Source organism: Halomicrobium urmianum, from assembly GCF_020217425.1.
GTDB lineage: Archaea > Halobacteriota > Halobacteria > Halobacteriales > Haloarculaceae > Halomicrobium > Halomicrobium urmianum.
Map to the genome: position 1 here is coordinate 58,001 of NZ_CP084093.1, position 17,827 is coordinate 75,827.

General features: G+C 61.0%; 30 protein-coding genes. 3 read left to right on the forward strand and 27 right to left on the reverse strand.

Annotated elements, in window-relative coordinates:
* Positions 1–15 precede the first annotated feature (15 nt).
* The 14 genes from LCY71_RS21185 to LCY71_RS21245 form a co-directional block, all read right to left on the reverse strand.
* Positions 16–750 (reverse strand): twin-arginine translocation signal domain-containing protein, encoded by a 735-nt coding sequence (locus LCY71_RS21185; protein ID WP_225334244.1) that lies wholly within the window; start codon positions 748–750, stop codon positions 16–18.
* A 60-nt stretch (positions 751–810) separates the two neighbouring features.
* The gene (locus tag LCY71_RS21190; protein WP_225334245.1) at positions 811–1,290 is read right to left on the reverse strand and encodes a hypothetical protein; all 480 of its coding nucleotides are present in this window, start codon (positions 1,288–1,290) and stop codon (positions 811–813) included.
* Positions 1,287–1,664 (reverse strand): hypothetical protein, encoded by a 378-nt coding sequence (locus LCY71_RS21195; RefSeq protein ID WP_225334246.1) that lies wholly within the window; start codon positions 1,662–1,664, stop codon positions 1,287–1,289. The genes LCY71_RS21190 and LCY71_RS21195 overlap by 4 nt, the downstream gene beginning before the upstream one ends.
* A 2-nt stretch (positions 1,665–1,666) precedes the next feature.
* Positions 1,667–3,412, reverse strand: a complete 1,746-nt coding sequence (locus tag LCY71_RS21200) for a hypothetical protein (protein ID WP_225334247.1) — start codon at positions 3,410–3,412, stop codon at positions 1,667–1,669.
* Positions 3,409–3,630, reverse strand: a complete 222-nt coding sequence (locus LCY71_RS21205; protein ID WP_225334248.1) for a hypothetical protein — start codon at positions 3,628–3,630, stop codon at positions 3,409–3,411. Before LCY71_RS21205 ends, LCY71_RS21200 begins: the two co-directional genes overlap by 4 nt.
* 2 nt (positions 3,631–3,632) lie before the next feature.
* On the reverse strand, positions 3,633–3,851 hold the full coding sequence (locus tag LCY71_RS21210) for a hypothetical protein (RefSeq protein WP_225334249.1): 219 nt from the start codon (positions 3,849–3,851) through the stop codon (positions 3,633–3,635).
* Positions 3,848–4,045 carry a hypothetical protein gene (locus LCY71_RS21215; RefSeq protein ID WP_225334250.1) on the reverse strand — a complete coding sequence of 66 codons (198 nt, stop codon included), beginning with the start codon at positions 4,043–4,045 and terminating at the stop codon, positions 3,848–3,850. Before LCY71_RS21215 ends, LCY71_RS21210 begins: the two co-directional genes overlap by 4 nt.
* Positions 4,032–6,647, reverse strand: coding sequence for a hypothetical protein (locus tag LCY71_RS21220; RefSeq protein ID WP_225334251.1), 2,616 nt, complete (start codon positions 6,645–6,647; stop codon positions 4,032–4,034). The genes LCY71_RS21215 and LCY71_RS21220 overlap by 14 nt, the downstream gene beginning before the upstream one ends.
* Before the next feature lie 491 nt (positions 6,648–7,138).
* Entirely contained in the window at positions 7,139–7,591 is a 453-nt protein-coding gene (locus LCY71_RS21225; protein ID WP_225334252.1) for a hypothetical protein, read from the reverse strand.
* Positions 7,582–7,716 carry a hypothetical protein gene (locus LCY71_RS21565; protein ID WP_263654210.1) on the reverse strand — a complete coding sequence of 45 codons (135 nt, stop codon included), beginning with the start codon at positions 7,714–7,716 and terminating at the stop codon, positions 7,582–7,584. Before LCY71_RS21565 ends, LCY71_RS21225 begins: the two co-directional genes overlap by 10 nt.
* Entirely contained in the window at positions 7,713–8,303 is a 591-nt protein-coding gene (locus LCY71_RS21230; RefSeq protein WP_225334253.1) for a hypothetical protein, read from the reverse strand. The genes LCY71_RS21565 and LCY71_RS21230 overlap by 4 nt, the downstream gene beginning before the upstream one ends.
* Positions 8,303–8,917, reverse strand: coding sequence for a hypothetical protein (locus LCY71_RS21235; RefSeq protein ID WP_225334254.1), 615 nt, complete (start codon positions 8,915–8,917; stop codon positions 8,303–8,305). The genes LCY71_RS21230 and LCY71_RS21235 overlap by 1 nt, the downstream gene beginning before the upstream one ends.
* The gene (locus LCY71_RS21240) at positions 8,910–9,656 is read right to left on the reverse strand and encodes a hypothetical protein (RefSeq protein WP_225336646.1); all 747 of its coding nucleotides are present in this window, start codon (positions 9,654–9,656) and stop codon (positions 8,910–8,912) included. Before LCY71_RS21240 ends, LCY71_RS21235 begins: the two co-directional genes overlap by 8 nt.
* 15 nt (positions 9,657–9,671) lie before the next feature.
* A complete protein-coding gene (locus tag LCY71_RS21245) occupies positions 9,672–9,917 on the reverse strand; it encodes a hypothetical protein (protein ID WP_225334256.1) in 246 nt (81 codons plus the stop codon).
* A gap of 577 nt (positions 9,918–10,494) precedes the next feature.
* Here LCY71_RS21245 and LCY71_RS21250 point away from each other — a divergent pair.
* Together LCY71_RS21250 and LCY71_RS21255 are read left to right on the forward strand one after the other, a co-directional pair.
* Positions 10,495–10,758: a hypothetical protein gene (locus tag LCY71_RS21250; RefSeq protein WP_225334258.1), complete on the forward strand. Its 264-nt coding sequence runs from the start codon at positions 10,495–10,497 to the stop codon at positions 10,756–10,758.
* Positions 10,759–10,870: 112 nt separating this feature from the next.
* Complete coding sequence (locus LCY71_RS21255; RefSeq protein WP_225334259.1) at positions 10,871–11,725, forward strand: hypothetical protein; 855 nt, start codon at positions 10,871–10,873, stop codon at positions 11,723–11,725.
* Between the two features lie 338 nt (positions 11,726–12,063).
* Here LCY71_RS21255 and LCY71_RS21260 read toward each other — a convergent pair whose 3' ends face one another.
* From LCY71_RS21260 to LCY71_RS21315, 12 genes are all read right to left on the reverse strand, one after another.
* Positions 12,064–12,282 (reverse strand): hypothetical protein, encoded by a 219-nt coding sequence (locus tag LCY71_RS21260; RefSeq protein ID WP_225334260.1) that lies wholly within the window; start codon positions 12,280–12,282, stop codon positions 12,064–12,066.
* Complete coding sequence (locus LCY71_RS21265) at positions 12,279–12,458, reverse strand: hypothetical protein (RefSeq protein WP_225336641.1); 180 nt, start codon at positions 12,456–12,458, stop codon at positions 12,279–12,281. The genes LCY71_RS21260 and LCY71_RS21265 overlap by 4 nt, the downstream gene beginning before the upstream one ends.
* A gap of 401 nt (positions 12,459–12,859) precedes the next feature.
* A complete protein-coding gene (locus LCY71_RS21270; RefSeq protein ID WP_225334261.1) occupies positions 12,860–13,117 on the reverse strand; it encodes a hypothetical protein in 258 nt (85 codons plus the stop codon).
* Positions 13,114–13,308, reverse strand: coding sequence for a hypothetical protein (locus tag LCY71_RS21275; RefSeq protein WP_225334262.1), 195 nt, complete (start codon positions 13,306–13,308; stop codon positions 13,114–13,116). Before LCY71_RS21275 ends, LCY71_RS21270 begins: the two co-directional genes overlap by 4 nt.
* The gene (locus tag LCY71_RS21280; protein WP_225336642.1) at positions 13,301–13,864 is read right to left on the reverse strand and encodes an XF1762 family protein; all 564 of its coding nucleotides are present in this window, start codon (positions 13,862–13,864) and stop codon (positions 13,301–13,303) included. The genes LCY71_RS21275 and LCY71_RS21280 overlap by 8 nt, the downstream gene beginning before the upstream one ends.
* Positions 13,857–14,186, reverse strand: coding sequence for a hypothetical protein (locus LCY71_RS21285; RefSeq protein WP_225336643.1), 330 nt, complete (start codon positions 14,184–14,186; stop codon positions 13,857–13,859). Before LCY71_RS21285 ends, LCY71_RS21280 begins: the two co-directional genes overlap by 8 nt.
* A complete protein-coding gene (locus LCY71_RS21290) occupies positions 14,183–14,413 on the reverse strand; it encodes a phage terminase large subunit family protein (protein WP_225336644.1) in 231 nt (76 codons plus the stop codon). Before LCY71_RS21290 ends, LCY71_RS21285 begins: the two co-directional genes overlap by 4 nt.
* A gap of 285 nt (positions 14,414–14,698) precedes the next feature.
* Entirely contained in the window at positions 14,699–14,854 is a 156-nt protein-coding gene (locus LCY71_RS21295; RefSeq protein WP_225334264.1) for a hypothetical protein, read from the reverse strand.
* Positions 14,855–14,894: 40 nt separating this feature from the next.
* A complete protein-coding gene (locus tag LCY71_RS21300; protein WP_225334265.1) occupies positions 14,895–15,188 on the reverse strand; it encodes a hypothetical protein in 294 nt (97 codons plus the stop codon).
* Positions 15,185–15,451 carry a hypothetical protein gene (locus LCY71_RS21305; protein WP_225334266.1) on the reverse strand — a complete coding sequence of 89 codons (267 nt, stop codon included), beginning with the start codon at positions 15,449–15,451 and terminating at the stop codon, positions 15,185–15,187. Before LCY71_RS21305 ends, LCY71_RS21300 begins: the two co-directional genes overlap by 4 nt.
* 2 nt (positions 15,452–15,453) lie before the next feature.
* Entirely contained in the window at positions 15,454–15,792 is a 339-nt protein-coding gene (locus LCY71_RS21310; protein ID WP_225336647.1) for a site-specific integrase, read from the reverse strand.
* A 471-nt stretch (positions 15,793–16,263) separates the two neighbouring features.
* The gene (locus tag LCY71_RS21315) at positions 16,264–16,749 is read right to left on the reverse strand and encodes a hypothetical protein (RefSeq protein ID WP_225334268.1); all 486 of its coding nucleotides are present in this window, start codon (positions 16,747–16,749) and stop codon (positions 16,264–16,266) included.
* 324 nt (positions 16,750–17,073) lie between these two features.
* Here LCY71_RS21315 and LCY71_RS21320 point away from each other — a divergent pair, with 324 nt between their 5' ends.
* Entirely contained in the window at positions 17,074–17,331 is a 258-nt protein-coding gene (locus LCY71_RS21320; protein WP_225334269.1) for a hypothetical protein, read from the forward strand.
* Positions 17,332–17,342: 11 nt separating this feature from the next.
* Here the strand turns inward: LCY71_RS21320 and LCY71_RS21325 are convergent, their stop codons facing one another.
* Complete coding sequence (locus LCY71_RS21325) at positions 17,343–17,678, reverse strand: winged helix-turn-helix domain-containing protein (RefSeq protein WP_225334270.1); 336 nt, start codon at positions 17,676–17,678, stop codon at positions 17,343–17,345.
* Between the last annotated feature and the right edge of the window lie 149 nt (positions 17,679–17,827).

Genomic DNA, 17,827 nt, shown 5'->3' on the forward strand with positions numbered 1-17,827 from the left:
GGCCAGTATTTCTCACTATGAGGTAGTGCCAATGGTGTTTGATCCGTTGTCTGTCACTGGCACCCCCACTATCGTATCCGCCACACCACCCGAGGTTCCAGAGCTAAATGTTATCGAACCGTTGCCACGGATCTTAGTGAGTAAACAATCAGGCTGATCGACTGTGATTGAGCCGCCCAGCCAGACCCGTTCAACAGCCGTCTCAGGCCCAGAGACTGTCCAATCCCCAGTTACGTATGTTGAATCTTGATATCTGATCCCTGTACCGACCAGCGTAATACCACCGAATGATCGATTAGAAGAATATTCCATCGGCTCAAGAAAGATAAGACTCCCTTCGCTCGGAGCGTCAGATAGCGCGTTATCTAATCTACTGTCAGGATCAGACCCATCGTACGCGCCAGCATAGAACCATCCGTTGGCCATCTCTTCTACACTGACCGGTCGCAGGAATTCGACTGCGCCCGTATCGTCGACGTCGGCGACGACATCCCCGCTGGGATCCTTCAGTTCGTCGAGGTAGACGTCGACCTCGTCGCCCGGCGCTCCGGCACGACGTGAGGACGTATCCGATCCGGATGCCGTTCCAGCCCCGAAGCCGAGCAGACCAGCGCCTGCCGCCGCTCCGCCGGCCTTCAGTACGTCTCGCCGGTTCGGCATCATCCGCTTGACCATGCTCTCCAGCTGCTCGATTCGCTCCTCCTGTTCGCGAACTCGCTGTCGCAGTTCGTTGGGATCTTCGTCGGTCATAGTTGTCTCGTTGGGTGACCCGCAACCTCGCCGATTTGCCGGGTCATCGGGAGCGGGTAGTCAGCGGATGGCTCTCAACAGGACCGTCGCGGCGACGACGCCGACGACGAATAGCGTCACCGGGTACGCCCACGTCGGGCCGATCCCGACCGTCAACATCGCGAACGTCGCGACGACGGCGATCACCGCACCTGCGACCGTCCCGACACCTGCACGGAACCCGGACGCCGCCATCACGCCACCGACGAGCAGGCCGGTCAGGAGTACGCCGGCACTGCCGACGCCGCCCTGGGCTGAGAACCCGCTCCCGATGATGAACGGACCGACCCTCGTCGCCATGTCGAGGATGCTCGAGAGCGATCCGTCGGTGACGCCCGACATCCACGTCTCGTTTCCGACCTCAGTGCTCTCGTTGTCGTAGTATGGCGCGTCGTTGGCGGCTGCTGCCGTTCCACCCATCGTGAGGGCCACAACAGTCAGCATCAGTACTCCGACCACGTACGCGGCCGCCACCGCCTGCTTGGTTCGTTTCTTCATCATGCACTCCCCCGGATCAGTCGGACAGTCGCTCCGATGAACGCCATCGAGAACGACCCGCCGAGCAGGACTGTCACGCGCGGCGGTGCGTTCGCGCTCTGGAGGACTGTAATCGGCCAGAACACGTAGCCGATCAATTTGACGATGAAGTTCCAAACTGCCAGAAGTGGACCACCCAGCTGCTGAAGCGACTGCTGGATCGGTCCACCCATATTTTCGAGATCGTCCGCGGTCGACTCGTTGGCGTCTACGCCGCCGGTCGTCGGGTCGTCGATGATGAAGCCCCCGACACCAGCCGAGTCCCACATGATCGCACCGCCACCCCACATGATTGCGCCGATCACGAAGTACGTGAGGATCACGTGCGAGAACCGCATCGTTAGATCCCCCTCCTGAGCGCGGTGAAGCTGATCCACGCCACGCTCGAGGCGAAGACCAGCCCGTACTGTACCCAGCCGATCACGCTGAACGCCGCGAGCACCAGCACGACCACCAGCCCGATCGACTCCGACGAGAGACGATAGTTGGTCGCCACAGCGCCCGCCATCAGGATCGACAGCAGGACCGACACCATCGTCTGGAACGCCGCCACGTCGCCAGCAGGCAGCAACGACGGCACGTCACCTGCGACGCTCAGTAGCGAGTTCGGATTCTCGAACTGCCGGTTGATCGAGTAATTCCGGTATCTGGTCCCGCTTCTGCCGGAGTCCATCTCGAACTGGGTCTTGACCACGAGTGTACTGTCGCTCATGTTGCTGAGGTCAAGTGAGAGCGTCAGGCTCCCGGCCCCTGTCGCCGAGTCGTTCGCGAGTACCGTCGAGTTCGTCTCGTTCTCGCGAATCGCCGTCACGTTGAACGACGACACCGACTCGTCGAGCTCGCGGACGTCGACCGTGACGTCCGTCTGGCCCGCCGGGACGACCCCGAGCATCGGCTTGTTGTTGACGATCGGCCCGACGTCGCGAATCTCGATCTCGCCGTCGGCGTGGACCCGAATCTGCTGTGCGCCGTCCGCAATGGGAGTGTATGGACCGAGGACCATTCGCTCGCCAGTCTCCGTGTTGAGGACAACGAGCCGATGCCTGACGTTATTCGCCAGTTGGACGCGGTACTCACCCGTCGATCCGATCACGTCGCCCTGGACAGTCCTCCACGATCCGTTGATCGCTCGCTGGACGAGGAGTGCCGTATTGTCTGCTCCGAATCGGCCAGTGTAATCGCTGTACTCGAAGACCTTCGAGTTGTATTCGGCCGACTCGTTCAGCAGGAACATGTCCTGCTGCTGGTAGAGCGACTCGACGTAGACTCGTCGTGGGAGGTATCCATCCGCGTCGACTAGCGCGACGAACTGCGCGTCGCTCGGCAGGCCGGTGAAGTTGACCGTCCCATCAGAGGACTGCCGTTCAACGACCTCCGTCGACTCCTTATCGTCGACGTAGAACCGAATCTCGGCAGAGACGTTATCAAGCAGTTCGTTGGTCTGCTCGTCCCTGATATACAGCGTCTCCGGCGTCTTCCGGATCCGGATGTCGTGGTCACCGCTGGACAGACCCTGGAACGTTGCCCGTCCGTCCGCGTTTGTCGTCGAGGTCGCCAGAATCTCGTCCGACTGGTCGTCGATTGCCGCGACGTCAGTGTCGCCCGGGAGGCCGCCGATCGAGACGTTCGCCGACGAGGTCGCCGAGTACCGGAAGTCGACAGTCCCGTCGTCCAGTTCGGTCGCGCTCTCGGGTTGCCACTCGATCGAGTCGAGGCCACCTCCGACCGTCACGCGCTGCTTGTCCGACGGGTTGATCGAGATGTCTCCCGTGCTGGCGTCGACTTCCGAGACCGTCGTCCACGACCCCTCGATGTTGTCGAGTCGGGCGCGCGTCCCCGCGGCACCGTCGACGGTCGCGTTCCCGGCCGTGGAGTTCACCACGATCGTCGACCCGCGCGTGAAGTTGCTCATGTCGACCTCGCACTCGCACTGGACGATCACGTCCGTCCCGTCGTCGTGACCGAGCGGGACGTTCCGCGTCGGAGTCCAGTAGTCGGCCGCCGCAGCGACGACGCCGGCCGTCAGCAGGAGTGCGATCACGACGTACACGCCGAGCCTGGCCCTCGGCGCGCTGTCGTCCGTCATCGTCGACCCCCCGCGGCGGCTTTCCTGAAGATGAGCCCGAAGATGACCAGGACCATCAGCGGCAGCATCAGACGGAACAGGTAGATCGTCCCCTGATCCATCTGGCCCAGATTATCCTCGAGGCCGGCCGCGAAAACTGGATACAGCGCTCCGACCATCGCTATCGCGCCGAGGAACATTGCGACGTCGGGCACCGTGATCCTGGCTCTGTCGTCCATGGTTACCCTCCTCGTCGAGCACTTGCGCCGATCGACAGGATCAGTCCGATCAGCAGGATCGGGATCGTCATCTGGAGGAGCAGGCTGCTGAACGGATCCGCTTCCGACGCTGCCATCGACGTGAACTTGCTGAAGAACGGTGCCATCGCGAGGATTGCGACGAGCGTGAATAACGCCAGGATGGCATCCGTCAGTTGGATTGCCGCGCGGTCGTTCATCATGCCGGACCACCCTCGAGCCACGATGCCAGGTAGAGCAACGCCAGCAGCGGGAACGTAATGTTCACCAGAAACGTTGACTCCGGGCTCAGGCTATCGACGGTCTGGAAGTTGTTGATGTACCAGAACCAGACCGGCGCGATCGCGACCAGCCCGAGGAACGTCAGGAGCGCAAACGGGACTTCAAAAACGTCCATCCCAGAACCCTCCTTCGCTCGAGTCGCCGCCGAAGGTGAACAGGTCCTCGGCGTCGGCGATCGCCTCGCGCGTCTCCGCGTCGCCGGTCACCTGTGCCTCCGTCGGCAGTTCGCCCGTCAGCCGGAGACCGAGTGGCTGGCCCTCGAGCGTCTCCGGATCGGGGGCGCGGGCCGCCTCGGGATCTGGGCCGAGTGCCGTCGAGACGACCGTCTCTTGGAACCAGCCCGTTGTGAGCGAGTTGCCCGAACTTCCACCACTGGCAGACCACGGATCGTCACCCCGGTCCGGCCCGTCCGCGCCGCTGAATTCGAAATCACGGGGCCTGCGGCGTCGGTTCCGGGAGTTGCTGAACTGGTTCGGATTCGGGAACTCATCGGGCTGTTGGAACCCTTGGCCTGTCTCAGGAGGAGACTCGAACGGATTACTGAGTTGCTGTGCCAGAGCAGGCTGTGCAACCGCAGCCGTATCGAGAGCTTCTAAACCGCGGGTCCGGGCATCTTCTCTGAACAGCGGCAGCGATCCGACGCCGGGTCGCGACAGAGGATCTGCTCTACCCGTCGATCCCTCTCCAACGCCGGTCTCTGGTCCGACACCGATTCCTTGGCCGATATCGGGCTGCTGAGCCGCTAACTCATCTGCCTCTTGGACTTGTCGTTCGCTCGCTTCATCTGACCTCTGCTGTGCTTCTTGCGACGACTGCTCAGCTGCGCTCTCTCCCGGGACCACGAGCGACGGGAGGTTTCGTTCTTGGAAGCTTGGTTCATCTTGCTCAGTCACTTCGCGCTGCTGTCCTTGCCTGTAGAGGTCCGAGATTCCGGAACCGCGCTCTTGATTGATCCGCTGCCCGGGGGCACGATTTCCAGGCTGCTCCGAGATGCGATCGTCGACGAGGTCCTCTTCCGTGATCTCGACGACATCGTCTCCAGTCTGTTCACCGACTTCGCCGATGACGATCTGTTCTGTCTGGATCGTCTGCGGATCAGTTTGGTCCTGCTGATCGGGAATCCCAATCTCAGAGGTGACCGTCGGATCTCGGATCGGGAGTTCCTGCTCAGTTGACTGCTGGTTCTCGGGCACCTGAAGTTCGCCAGTCTGCTCCTGCTGGTCGGGCACCTGGACCTCGGTCCGGTCTTCGACGGCGTCCCCCGGCTGAAGCTCTCCGTCGTCGGAGAACTCTCCGTAGGCGGCGAGTGCCGGGATGGCGACGGCACCAGCCGCCGCGCCGCCCAGACCGACGCTGGTCCCGCCAGCACCGCCGACACCAGTGCCGAGGCCTGTCCCAGTCCCGAAGCCCGTTCCGACGCCGGTTCCGGTTCCCACGCCCGTTCCGACGCCAGTCACGCCGACAGCCGCGGATGCACGTCCGAGATCTCCAGACGGCACGTCTGACGTGATGTCTTCCGCCTGCTGGTCAGCGTTCTCGATGACGGTATCGAACCCGTCAGTCACCCAGTCGACCCCACTGCGGACCGTGTTCGCTGCTTCCTGTCGCGTCTCTCGGACGGGCTCGCCGGGGATCCAGAACGCATCCTCGATGGTCTGAGCGATCGACTGCTCTGTCTGCCCTTCGACGCCGGTCGCCTCTTCGATGACCCCGAAGAACTGGCGCTCGGGACCGGTCTGCTGGGCATCGAGTTGAGCTTCTGGCGTGAGCCGGCCCGTCACTTGGCCACCCTCGCGTTCGAACTCCACGTCCTCGCGCGTGACGTCCATCCCAGTCTCGTCTTCCAGCTGCGCGATGATCTGCTGCTCCGGGTCGCGCTGCTGGCTGCGTTGTGGATTCTGGGGCGTCGGTGACTGCTGATCATTCTCGCCGAACACCCGCTCCTGGCCCGATTCTGTGAGCCCAGCCTGGACGTTCCCGTCGACGATCTGGACGTCGAAGTCATCAGTCGTCAGGTTCTCGTCGGTCTGGCTCTGGAGCCCCTGAATCGCCGCGATACGCGCCTGATCCCGTTCCTCGAGGCGCTCTTGCTCTGCGCGGGCCTGCCCGGTTTCGGTGACCTCGACGCTGAGTTGGTCGCCCTCCTGGACTACCCGAACGTCCTCCGGAGACTGGAGCGTGTCCGACTGCTCGATTGCCTGTTCTTCGTAGTACTGGGGCGTTATGTCGGCCTGAATCCCGGAGTCAGTCTCCTCCAGCACGAAGTCGTCGCCCCGCTCCAGCCCACGCTCCGACAGCTGGGAAGTAATCGATTCGGCTGCGCGCTGTTCGCGTGCGGCCGCTGCGGCTTGCTCTGCCTCTGGACCGACGTAGGCAGCGATATCGCCGGATGGCGTCTCAGCGAGTGCGATGTCGTCGCCCGGATCCGCTTGATCCCGGGCGCGGTTGAAGATGTTTCGGACCTGACTATCTGAGAGGTCGGTGTCTTCGTACGTGACCGCCGCGTCGGCTTGATAGTCGGTCGGACTCTCGGTTCCGACGTCTGATCGGTCTGGTTCCGACGTTTCCAGCCCCTGATCACTGTCCGGGAGTCGATCTTCGGCCTCTCGTGCCCGGTCGATCTCCGGCGCGGATGGCGACGACTGGTCGGCCGTCTGATCCGGAACGCCTCTGGACTCCGACGGGGACGGCTGTCCGCGAGACACCGGATCGTCCATTTCGGACTCCGTTTCCTGGGTCGACCGGTCGACCGGATCGGACGGCGTCGGTGCTCCGCGAGACTGTGAGGGTGATGGTTCCGAGCTGCTACTGCCGCTGGACTCATCACTGTCCTCGTCCCCGTTCCGGTCGTTTCGAGACGAGTCCTGTGTCGACCGGTCGACTGGATCGGACGGCGTCGGTGCTCCGCGAGACTGTGAGGGTGATGGTTCCGAGCTGCTACCGCCGTTGGATCCCCCGCTATCCTCGTTTCCGACGCTGTCGTTCCGAGACGAGTCCTGCGTCGATCGGTCGATGGGATCAGTCGGCATTGGTGCTCCACGTGATTGCGAGGGCGACGGAGCCGGGCTGCTATCGGTGGTCGACCCATTGCCATCGTCAGGGCCGCTGCTGGTCGAGCCAGATCCGCTCTCAGACGATTCGTCTTCATGACCCGACAAGAATCCGGGATTGTCAACCATCCCGTCACCGTCCTCGTCTCCAGCAACCATCACTCGTCACCTCCCCAGAACGGTGAGTCGAACGTCATCGGGTCGTCGCTGTCCTCGCGATCGTCGTCGCCCCCGCTGACGACGAACGATTCCATGTCCAGGTCGTTGTCATCGCTGGTCGCTTCGAATCCCGGCCCGTCGCTGTGAACGAACGACTCCATTTCACCGTCACCGCCGTTCCCGGCGGCCAGGTGCTCGACCTGTTCGGGTCGTCCAGGGACCAGTGTCGCGTCGACCGGTGCGGCCGTTGAGGCGTTCTCTTCCGCACGGGCGAACATCCGCTCGGCCTCGTCCTCGGGAGGATCAGACCGACCTCCCGAGCCACTGTCTAGCTCCGCGGCCATCTGCCTGAGTTCGAGATCGGACAGCTGCCGTCGTGCCTGGTTGCCGGCACGACTCGCGGCGTCGCGCCCGTGACCGGCAGCGTTACGGAGCTTCTCTCTCAGTCCCATGATTCACCTCCCATGGCCTCGATCTTCTCGCGGAGTTCCTCGAGGCTGTCCGCCGAGACGATCTCCTCCTTGCCGTACTGCCCACGCTTCTGGATTACGGAGTACTCGGAACGTCTGGTGCTCATGGCAGACCACCGCCGAACATCCCCTGGAGGACTGCCAGCGCGATGATCCCGGCGATGAGGTAGGTCATCACGTCGGACTTGTCCATGTCGATCCGGTCGAACAGGGACGGAGCCTTGCTCGTGACGCGCATGTTGAGCCACTCTTCGGCCTGGTCTGCGGAGAGGGCGTACTCGGTCGGGTCGTGGAGTGGGATCGGATCCAGCTCCCCGGACTTGTGGACGACGGTCCACATCCCGGTCGATCGATCTGGCAGGAACGCCTCCCTGGGGAACAGGTAGCGCTGGCCGTTGTGCTCGAGTTCCCTGACGCCGCCGCCCTTCTTCTCGGGCTTGACGAACTTCGGCGACGGGAACGAGTCCTCGACGAGATACCAGCGTACGTAGCCCTTCCCAGCCAGTTTCTGGAGCTTCCTCTGATGCTTGTACTGTTTCCAGACCTTTCCGAACGTCCCCAGCCGAGACTTGAGTCGCGGCGGGTCGAGTGTAACAACGTCAGGATCCTCGTCTGGATCCTCGTCGACGGCTGGCGTCACGTCTTCGGGGAGATCAGGACCGACGTCAGAGCCGTCTGTTGCTTCGGTCGCCATCACTTATCCCTCCGGAGGAGCGAGCGGCCCTTGTCCTCCGTTTCGTCCATGATCCGCTTTACCGACTCGCGCCCGAACAGGTTGTCCAGCAGGCGAGCGCCGCGCGATCGCGACGTCTCGTGCCGCACCGCGACCATTCGCCAGTGGGGAGGCGTCCAGCGCTGATCGACGCCCGTCGCCGTCTCCAGCGCCTCTCGGCGCTGTTCGTCGGATAGGGCCTTCCAGATCTCCTCGCCCTTGCGCTCGATGAACCGGCGTCGATCCTTCTCCTCGCGGTCGTCTTCGTCGAGATCTTCCCAGCCCTCGATCGCACGCGGCGTCTCTGCTCGCTCGTCGTAGAACGCCTCGCCTTCCAGGGCGAGCTTGCGCTTGGTTTCCTCCACCGCACGGTCGATGATGCGGTCGCCGAACGCCGACGCTCCGAACATTCCGTAGCGGTAGGACTCGACCTGCTGCCAGCGCTCGCCGTCCTCGTAGTAGCCCAGGCCGAGGTTGTTATCGTCGAGGAACTCGTCGACCTCCGACGAGTCGATTGCTTTGCCGTACACGTCCAGACCGTCGCGCGGGCGACCGTCGTCTGCCGTCTCGTTGAGGTTTGGCTGTCTGTTAGGCATCTGGATCGACACCTCGCATAACTAAAACGCCACCGAGCAGCATCCAGACGAATCCGAGGCTGAAGCTGCCGATGAAGTCGATCTCGGACGTCTGGTACGAGATCTCCGTCGTGTTCGAGTCGACTTGCTCCTCGACCTTGCCGTCGCGCTGCTCGAGGCCTTCAGTCATCACCATCGCGCCGACTGCCACGACCAGCACGGCACCGATCGACGCGAGACCATTCAGGTTGAAGATATAGCCGGCTCCCCAGACGACGAAGCCGACCAGCGTTATCGTAACTGCGGGTACTAAAAGCATGGAATTCTGGGGATGGGGGACTACATCCGGTCCATCACGGCTCTCGCCAGCACGACCAGGATGAGCAGTGCGAGGAACAGCGGGAGCAGTCCCGCGATCGTCGTCGTCGTTCCGCTGGTGCTCTCGTAGTCGTAACTGGTGTAGACCGTTCTCTCCGTCGGAGATGTTACCGCCGCTGAGGGCCTGCAACTCGCCCGATTCGTAGTCCACTTCGTAGTCCGATCCCTCGGAGTACGAGGTCCCATCTTCTGCTTCGACGGTTACCGAGCCGTCGACCAGCTGGTAGCCGTCGAGTTCGACGTAGTTGCCGACGTCAGCCGTCACTGACTCGTTGGCGACACTCTGCTCGCCAACGTTCGAGTCGACGACGCTGATGAATGGACTCACTAAAACGACGGCTATCACCGCAACGATCGCGACACGAGCTACATTCGTTGCCATGATGATGTGACCCCGTTAGATGCGGCGCATGAGCGGTGCGGCCAGCGCGATCATCACGAGCAGCGCGCCGAAGAGCGGCAGCAGCTCGAGGATCGTCTGCGTCGTCCCGCTTGCGTTCGAGGACGCAACCGCATCGTTGACGGTCGGGATGAACACCTGAATGACGACGATTGCGCTGATCAGAACACCGATGATGAGGCTTGTGAGGTTACCCTGTGCGCGGTCGTCGTCCGGGGTCAGCTTGCTTAGTTTGTTAAACATGTGGGGTATTTTTCGTCACCACCTACTCACCACAGCGAGGTCTTAACATATAATTAGTTCGGGGAATTGATAGGTGTTCTATTGCCGATTAACCGATTAGCTATGCTTTGCTGGTGGTTTTTTAATCGCTTCCTAGACGATTAGACATATGGCGACATCACACCGCCGCCAGCAAACTGGACCAGAGCGGAGATTGTTGGATCGTTCAAACTTACCGGCGACGAGGACAACACGCGGTTGACGATATCCTCAAATCTTGACCCCGAACCGTTTCCCAACGAGAAGGGAACGAAGGTCTCCGTCGAGTTCGTGAACCCTGACGACGGCCCGGCCTTCCTCGAAGTCCATCCTCATGAGTAGCATGAGCGACGATCAGGAACGCGGAGTGAGCACGCGCTGGCAGGGATATAGTGACTACCAATCCGTCAGTCGGCGGATTGCTGAGTCGATACAAGACGCGACCGACGCCTGGGCCACACTTCAGCGAGCGCACGTTGAGGACGCCCGTGTCAGTGCCGAACTCGCATCACGGGCCGGATCCCAGATGCTTGCCCCGGCAATACTGCTCAAGCAGCATATGGAACGCGATCGCGAGTCGGTCAAGGAGTACGACGAGATTCTCAGTCGATGGGAGGGTAGTGCCGACGACGTCGAGCGGGGTTATCTTGAGGAGCTTCGGCGCGTCCAGCTCCATCGCAAGTGTCCCGACTGGCTCGAGCAGTTCGTCCAGGACCTCAACACGGCTGGGCTCGAGCTTGGCTACCTCGCTGCCGGCCGGAGCGAGAAGCAGGAAGAAGCGCTCGATCCCATCGACGAATCAGTCAAGGACATGTTCGAATGACGTGGTTCCTGTTGACCATCGCTGTTGGATACGTCGCCGTCGGCCACGTCCTGCTCCTCGCTATCCTGTTCCAGCATAGTCGCGTCAGTAACTCCGGCATAAGGATGTAACCATGAAGCCCTTAGAACCTACTCGACGGTACTACGAACGGTTGTATCGAGACAAAATCACGGAAGACTTCGATGCAGTCATTCCGATTATCGGTGACGAGGGGATGGGTAAGTCGACATTTATCCTCCAATCAATCTGGATATATCAGCAGGTACGTGGTGTCGAGCCTACGCCAGAATCCGTACTCGACACGATCGTCTGGGGTGGCCGGGACGAATTCAAGCAGGCGCTGTCAAACCGCCCTGAAGAATCGGCGATTTGCAGTATGGACGCTGCTCGGGTGATGTATAAGAAGGATGCAATGGACCCAGATCAGAAGAATCTGGAAAAGGACCTGTTGGACGTCAGGATGAAGAATAACGTCTATTTTCTCGGTTTTCAAGACTGGGAAATTGTTCCTACGATGCTTCAAGAGCGGAGGGCGAAGTACGCGTTCTATATCCCATCACGAGGTGCTGTTCGCGGATATAGTCGAGAGTCGATTGACAAGCGGAACGAAACGGGCTCCTGGCCCGCTGCCGACATGAAGGACAAGTTCCCAGATCTGGAAGGAACAGACCTCTGGAAGTCGTTTAGGGAACTCGACAAGCAGCATAAGATCGACCGGATCGACAGCAGCGATGACGACGGGGATGTCGAAGACTCATCGCACAGTCTGAAAGACGTCGTCTCGGACATCAAGGACACTGGAATACAGGACTTCATCTCAATCAACCCAGGAAACAAGCAGCCCTACATCGACCCGGATCTCATCGAATTCGAATACGAGTTGAGCGCCAGAAAGGCGAAGAAGGTCAAGAAGGTCCTGGCGAAGGATCCCGATGTCGAGATTCCAGACGAAGTGGCGAGCGCATAGCGCGCCCGCAACGCACACACCATACTCAGTTTTCCATTATATTTGCGCGTGAGCGTTGCCCGCGCGGGCGCGCGCGACCCCGGGTCGAGTTGATCGGCGAAGAGAACCCGCTGATCCCGACTGTTCTCCTTCGAGCTCGCTGTCAACGACGATCGTCGTCGACGGATCCAGAACAGGGCCGATTTTGACGCTGGTGACGATCTCCACTCCGAGGACTGCACCCGTAGCTGGTAGCAAGTGCAACTATCCAGAACAGTCTCACGAGAACTCCGCTGTGATTAGCCTCGAGGCCGCCAGCGTTGCATCAGTCCGGGTGATTCGCGTGCGGCCCACGATGGTCATATCTCACCCAGCAGCATCGCCGCAGCCACCGCCCAGAACATCATGCCGACTACACCGGCCAGGTAGTCGAGCGGACGATCGGCCTCGTCTCGGAAGATGCTGACCGGCGCAACGGCGACCACGTACATCGTCGCAACCATCAACGCAACCGGTGTTAGTCGGAAAGCAATCCTGATGCGCTGAAGCCAGTCCGCTTCGCTGTTTGTTCCGGTCATTCGAACACCCTCCAGAGTCGCTTTACGGTTACCTCAATAGCCGGCGCCATCATTACCAGCAACGCGGCGATCATCATTACCCCAGCCAACTTACCACCCCGCTCGAAGTAGCCCATCTCACCCATCCAGAGGTGAAAGACCAGGGCTAGCGTCATTATCCGAGTGGCGGCAGCCATGTTGGGTGGGCTAACACCGTCTGATTTGGGCATAGTTCCGGTCATCGTTCGCAGCCCTCCGATACTTTATGTGAGTACGCCGGGTACAGAGACGGATATTCCGCCTTGTTTTCCCACGGCCTCTCAAGTGCTGAAGCGACAACCCCGGCGATGCTCAGGGACACTGCGCTCTCTTGTAGCCGGTGGAGCGAATCTACGCGATCGTCTGCTTTCGGAGTGCTATCGTTCATACTCTGGAACCTCCACGAAATCCTCCGCTGTCCAGTCGTCTGACGTGCCGATACCCATCCGCTCGCAGTGGACGCACCGGGCGGTGAGTCCGCCGCTGGCACTCTCCATGAGTACCCACGTCCGAGAGCCACACTCGCACTGCGCACGCTCGCCGATCCGGTCCGGCGGCACTACTGCTCACCCCCGTCCGACCCTCCGCCGTTCTCGGACCCCTCGATTATCGCGCTCACTTCCTCCGCGTAGCAGCTATCACAGAGCGCGTGAAACACGTCGTTGAACGGTTCGTATCTTTCCTCCCGCCGCCAGTGCGGTTCCTCCATCTCGTCGCTCTCCGGGTCCTGCTCGACCTCCGCGCCGCACTCCTCGCACTCGACAGTCCGCTCGTGGAGCGAAAACTCGTAGAGGTCCTTTTCCAGTACGGTCGTCATGCCGATCCCTCCAGCATCTCGTGAATCTCGTCGTCGTCCATCTCGGCGATTGCCTCGGCCCACGGGTCGTACTCGTACCCCTTCGGGCCGCAGTTGTCGCAGTGGAACACCTCGCAGTAGGACGGGCCGCGCCACTCGTAGCGAACGCCGCCGAAGCGACCGCAGTTTCCGCAGCGCGGCGGGTTACTCATCGCTATCACCGTCCGGAACGGGAGTGTTGTCGGGCCTGAGCTGATACACCCATTTCCGCCTCTCGTAGTCCTCCCACGTGTCGCGGTCCTCGCCGTGGGAGAGCCAGCCGGAACCGTCCGCCTGCCTCACTTGGGTACACTCGAAACCCGCTGCCTCGTAGACTGTTCCGTAGTTCCCGGCGACGCCTGAATTGGCGCTAAACGTATCGAAGCCCTCCAGGCGAGCCCAATCGCGGGCGCGGGCGATGAGCCACGAGCCCGTGTTCGCCGGGCGGTCGTCGCGGCGACAGTAGCGCGTGATGCTCAACTCCGTCCCGTCGTCCGCCATGCGAGCGACCGGGCGACCGACGACCACCACGGCGACGATGCTACCGCGATACCGAGCGGAGAAGCACGCTTTCCAGCCGGGGACACCGCCGAGCGGATGGCGCTGTTCCAGAAACTCATTGATCGGTGCCTTCTCTCGCTCGCGCACGAGCTCAAGGTCGTCGACCGACGAGGGGCTCGGCGGCTCCGCGATCGTGCCGACATTCTTCGTCTGCTTTGGCTCACTCATCGGTACCACCAACCGATTCATGCGTGGGACCGGTCCCACCCTCGCGCTCCTCGAAGCGGAGTCGGTTGTAGGGGGAGAACGTCGCGCCGGAGAACGCCCACCCGGCCCGCCGCATGATCGTTGCGACGTCCTCGGTCCCGCGACCTGCGTCGTCCTCGAACCCGACCGTGATAGTCGTCGGTCGCCAGTCCTCGTCCTCGCCGTCGACGAGGAGCTCGATAACGCACGGGAGGTCGTAGACCATGTTCGCCAGCTCCTGGCGATCGAGGTCGTCGCGCGCGCGTTCCTTCGCCTGTTCGTAGGCGTTCGGAGTAGTGTTCATGGCTCGTAGTTCGGGTCGAACTTCTCCGCCTGTTCGTGCTCGTCGATCAGTAGGACCGTCTCGTCGTCCGCCTCCGCGCCGCAGTACGGGCAGAACGTCGCGTCGTCGTGGCTCTCCTTGAAGCGGTTCGCCCCGACGATATGGGCGTCAGCGCCGCACTCGCCGCAGTCGACGTGATAGACGCCGCGGAGGTCGTTGTTCTCTTTGAGGTACTCTATCAGGTTCATAGGCCAGCTCCCTCGTAGCGACAGTCGGGACAGACGCGCTTCGGGTCGTAGGTGCGTCCGTCGCAGTAGCGGCATTCTTTCGGCTCCGGTTCTTCTCGCGAGACTTTCCGCGGGTCGTTGCCTAAGCTCATTGTTCGTTCTCCTGTGTCCGGGAAGGCCCGGAGTCGGGACGGTCCATTTCCGGCTGGAATGAACGGCCACATTCCGGGCAAGCGAGCCCGTCGTCCGTCTCCTGTAGCACGAGTTTGCACTCCGGACAGGCGGGGATCGTGGAGCCAGTGCCGCTCATTGACGGAACACCTCGACCTCGTCAACCTCGCTACTCTCTTCGACGATTCCTTTGATTGCCTCGGCTTCCGCCCTGGTTTCCATACCCGGCCCCTCGAACGTGACACCGCCGAGGTGGACCTGGACGTTCCAGTCGTATTGGTTCGCGTTCATCGGTCACCACCGTCCCGGTTTGGTGCTGAGTCGGCACCCGTCATAGGACACCGACCTCCTCGTCAGTCGGGTCGATGACCTCGATGTCGTGGTCCTCCGGATCGATATTGAACTCGTCGCGCAGCTCCTCGGCGACCCAGTGCGTCACCGCGTCGGGGTGCATCGAGCTATCGCCAGCCCCGATCTGGGCGTCGTACGTGTCCACGACCGGGTTGTGGCCCCGAACGATCGCCGGCTGGTTGACGTTGACCCAGTTGAAGACCTCGGTCTCTTCGCCATCCTGTACGACCGTCAGCCGCTCTTTCCGCCGAAGTTCTTGCTCGCTGAAGCTCATGCTGAGTCCTCCACGTCGAACGGGCCAGCGACTTGATAGACCTCGTAGGAGTCGCTGATGCCGATGATAGAGTCGATGCCGCGCTTGGCCATCTCGACGGCCTTCTCTTCGGCTGTCTCCTCGTCGGAGGCCCGCGGGTGGTAGTGTTCCCAGCGAGCTTCGCCGGGCTCGTCGTCGGGGCCGTACGCTCTGATTCCGACCTCCCACTCGGGATCTTGCACGTCGTCGTTGTCCTCCGTCAGATTTGGTGCTTTCTCGGACATGTCTATCTGAGGTTGGCTTCGTCCATCATCTCGACCGCGAGTTCGTCCGTCTCACGGCCCAGATAGTTGTTCACGAACGTGTCTCGATCAGACCAGCCTCCCCAGCGCATGATGCAATCGACGGCGTAGTGCGAGTCGAGTGCGTAGTACGTCGTCGTCGCCCAGGTGCGCCGGAGATCGTGCGGAGAAACGTGGCACCAGTCGTCGTCCTCGAGCTTCTCTGCCAGCTCCTCGCCGGCCCGACTGACCCAGCGGCGAACGGTCCGACCCGTCGCTTGGATCAGTTCGTCGTCCTTCCGGATCCCGCGAGCGTTTTTGAGCATCACCATCTGCTCCTTCATCTTCGTCGAGACCGGCGCCTCGCGGTACCCGGTCTTGCCGCCGCGGACGCGCAGCTTGTACGCCTCGGGCTCCGTGTCGAGCCGGCGGATGCTGTCCGTTCGTACCCACTGGAGTTCGTCCGACCGGAGCGGGGGGGGGGGGGGGGGGGGGGGGGGGGGGGGGGGGGGGGGGGGGGGGGGGGGGGGGAGGGAGGGGGGGGGGGGGGGATGGCGCTGAGGCTTCTCCGACAGGTGATCGATCAGTTCCTCCTGCTCGTTCTGCGACAACCAGCATCGATACTCGTCGCTTTCTGGCATCGGTTCAAGTTGCATTTCTGATAGCCGGTCTACCAGATATGGGCGGCAAATCGGTCATAAAGCCCCATTCAAAGCTAACTCGTGAGCGCCGATAGGCGGTTCAGACGGAGATTGAGGAACGAAACTCGGCCGAGAAGGATGATAGACGGACAGTACTACGGATAGGTGACTCAGTTAGTGCAGAAGCATCACGTACACCATACTGACCAGTAGAACGCCAAACACTACTTTAACACTAAACACGGGATCCGCGGGAAGTTCGTCGTCTATTGAGCGTTCTCGATACTTTTCAGGACTGCGAACTGCAAGTACATCACTCTCTGTCGCCATTCCAAAAACTACGAGAAACGGTAGTAATACAATCAGAACCGTCAGCGGGTTGATCTCTACAGCTAAGATTCCCAGCGAAAGAATCCATGGGGGTAGCCAAAGGAATATAGACAGACCAGAAAGCCGTATTATCGCGCCGTCAATCGTCTCTATTCTTTTATGGCGAACAGCCTGCGGCACAAGCCCTCTTGCGATCCGCCAGTCGACTTCCGGGCCTGTATCCCCGAGTTTACCGACAGCCCAATGACTGCCCTCATGCAGATATGGTGCTATGATAAATCCAATCAGATAGACAGCAGCATACGCGAGAGTCCCTTCAACGTCGACCATATTGCCTGAAGGGGACCAGATTCTATAAAGTTAGTTTCCGCACCACGTCCTTCTCGGTCAGTCCCTACAGACCTCCAAGGTAGTACAGAACTGCACCGAACACCAGTAGGAATGCGAGAATCGCGAGTGCGTAATGGCGGATCAACCATAACGGGGCAAGTAGTATCGCCCGAAGCTTGTACCAGATCGATCTGATCATGCCACCCATCTGTTTCTCTTCTACCTTATATCTACAGATAAAGCCAGTCTGGTTACCACTTTCACTTTCACTACGCGTACAAGGATTTCCACTTTTACATAGGCTATCCTCGGTCGCTCCTGTCTATGTCCCAGAAGGAGCGCATCAACCTCGAAGACGACTACGATCGGTGGCAGTGGACCTGTCCGAACGGCCACCACGACTGGGAGCCGACGAACCACCACTTCTGGTGTGCCGCCTGCGCTCGGATTCCTGAAGTGGATGCCTCGTTCGACGAACTCCGAGATCAGAAGACTGGTCGGCTCTACGAGCGCGACGACGTCGAGCTCCACACGCCCGCTGGCCCCTACGACAGCGATCTCGACGGGAGGGGTTCCGCGTGATCCGAAGACAGTCAGACGTGAGGCTCGGGTTCGTCGCGGAGATCCTCCTCCTCGCGGAGATAGTCCTCTCCTTTCTCAGTAATCGCATAGTAAGATCCCTCTCCTTCGATCTCATAGATCAAGCCAGCTTCCTCCAACTTGGGGATTCTTCTCTTGAGAGTAGTGTAGGAGATGGACTGGCCCCTCTCCGCGAAGTTGTTCTCAATCCCGCGCAGACTGTGGCCGGCCCCCGTGTCTTCGAGGAACTCCAGAATACGATCGTCACTCCCAGTCATCCAGTCTGCCCGGAGACGGCCCATACTGTCTTGGCCAAAAAGCCAGTCAAAAGCGTCTTCGATAGCATTCATGATCCTGATATAATGGTTCTATTTGGTCCAAAGATAGCCCAATATTTATATCCAATGAACCATGATTGGGTCACTACGATCGACGCGGAGCTCCTCGGGGCGTCGTTGCGGAAAAGAGTCGACGCCCGTGTGGCAGCACGGGCGCCGCG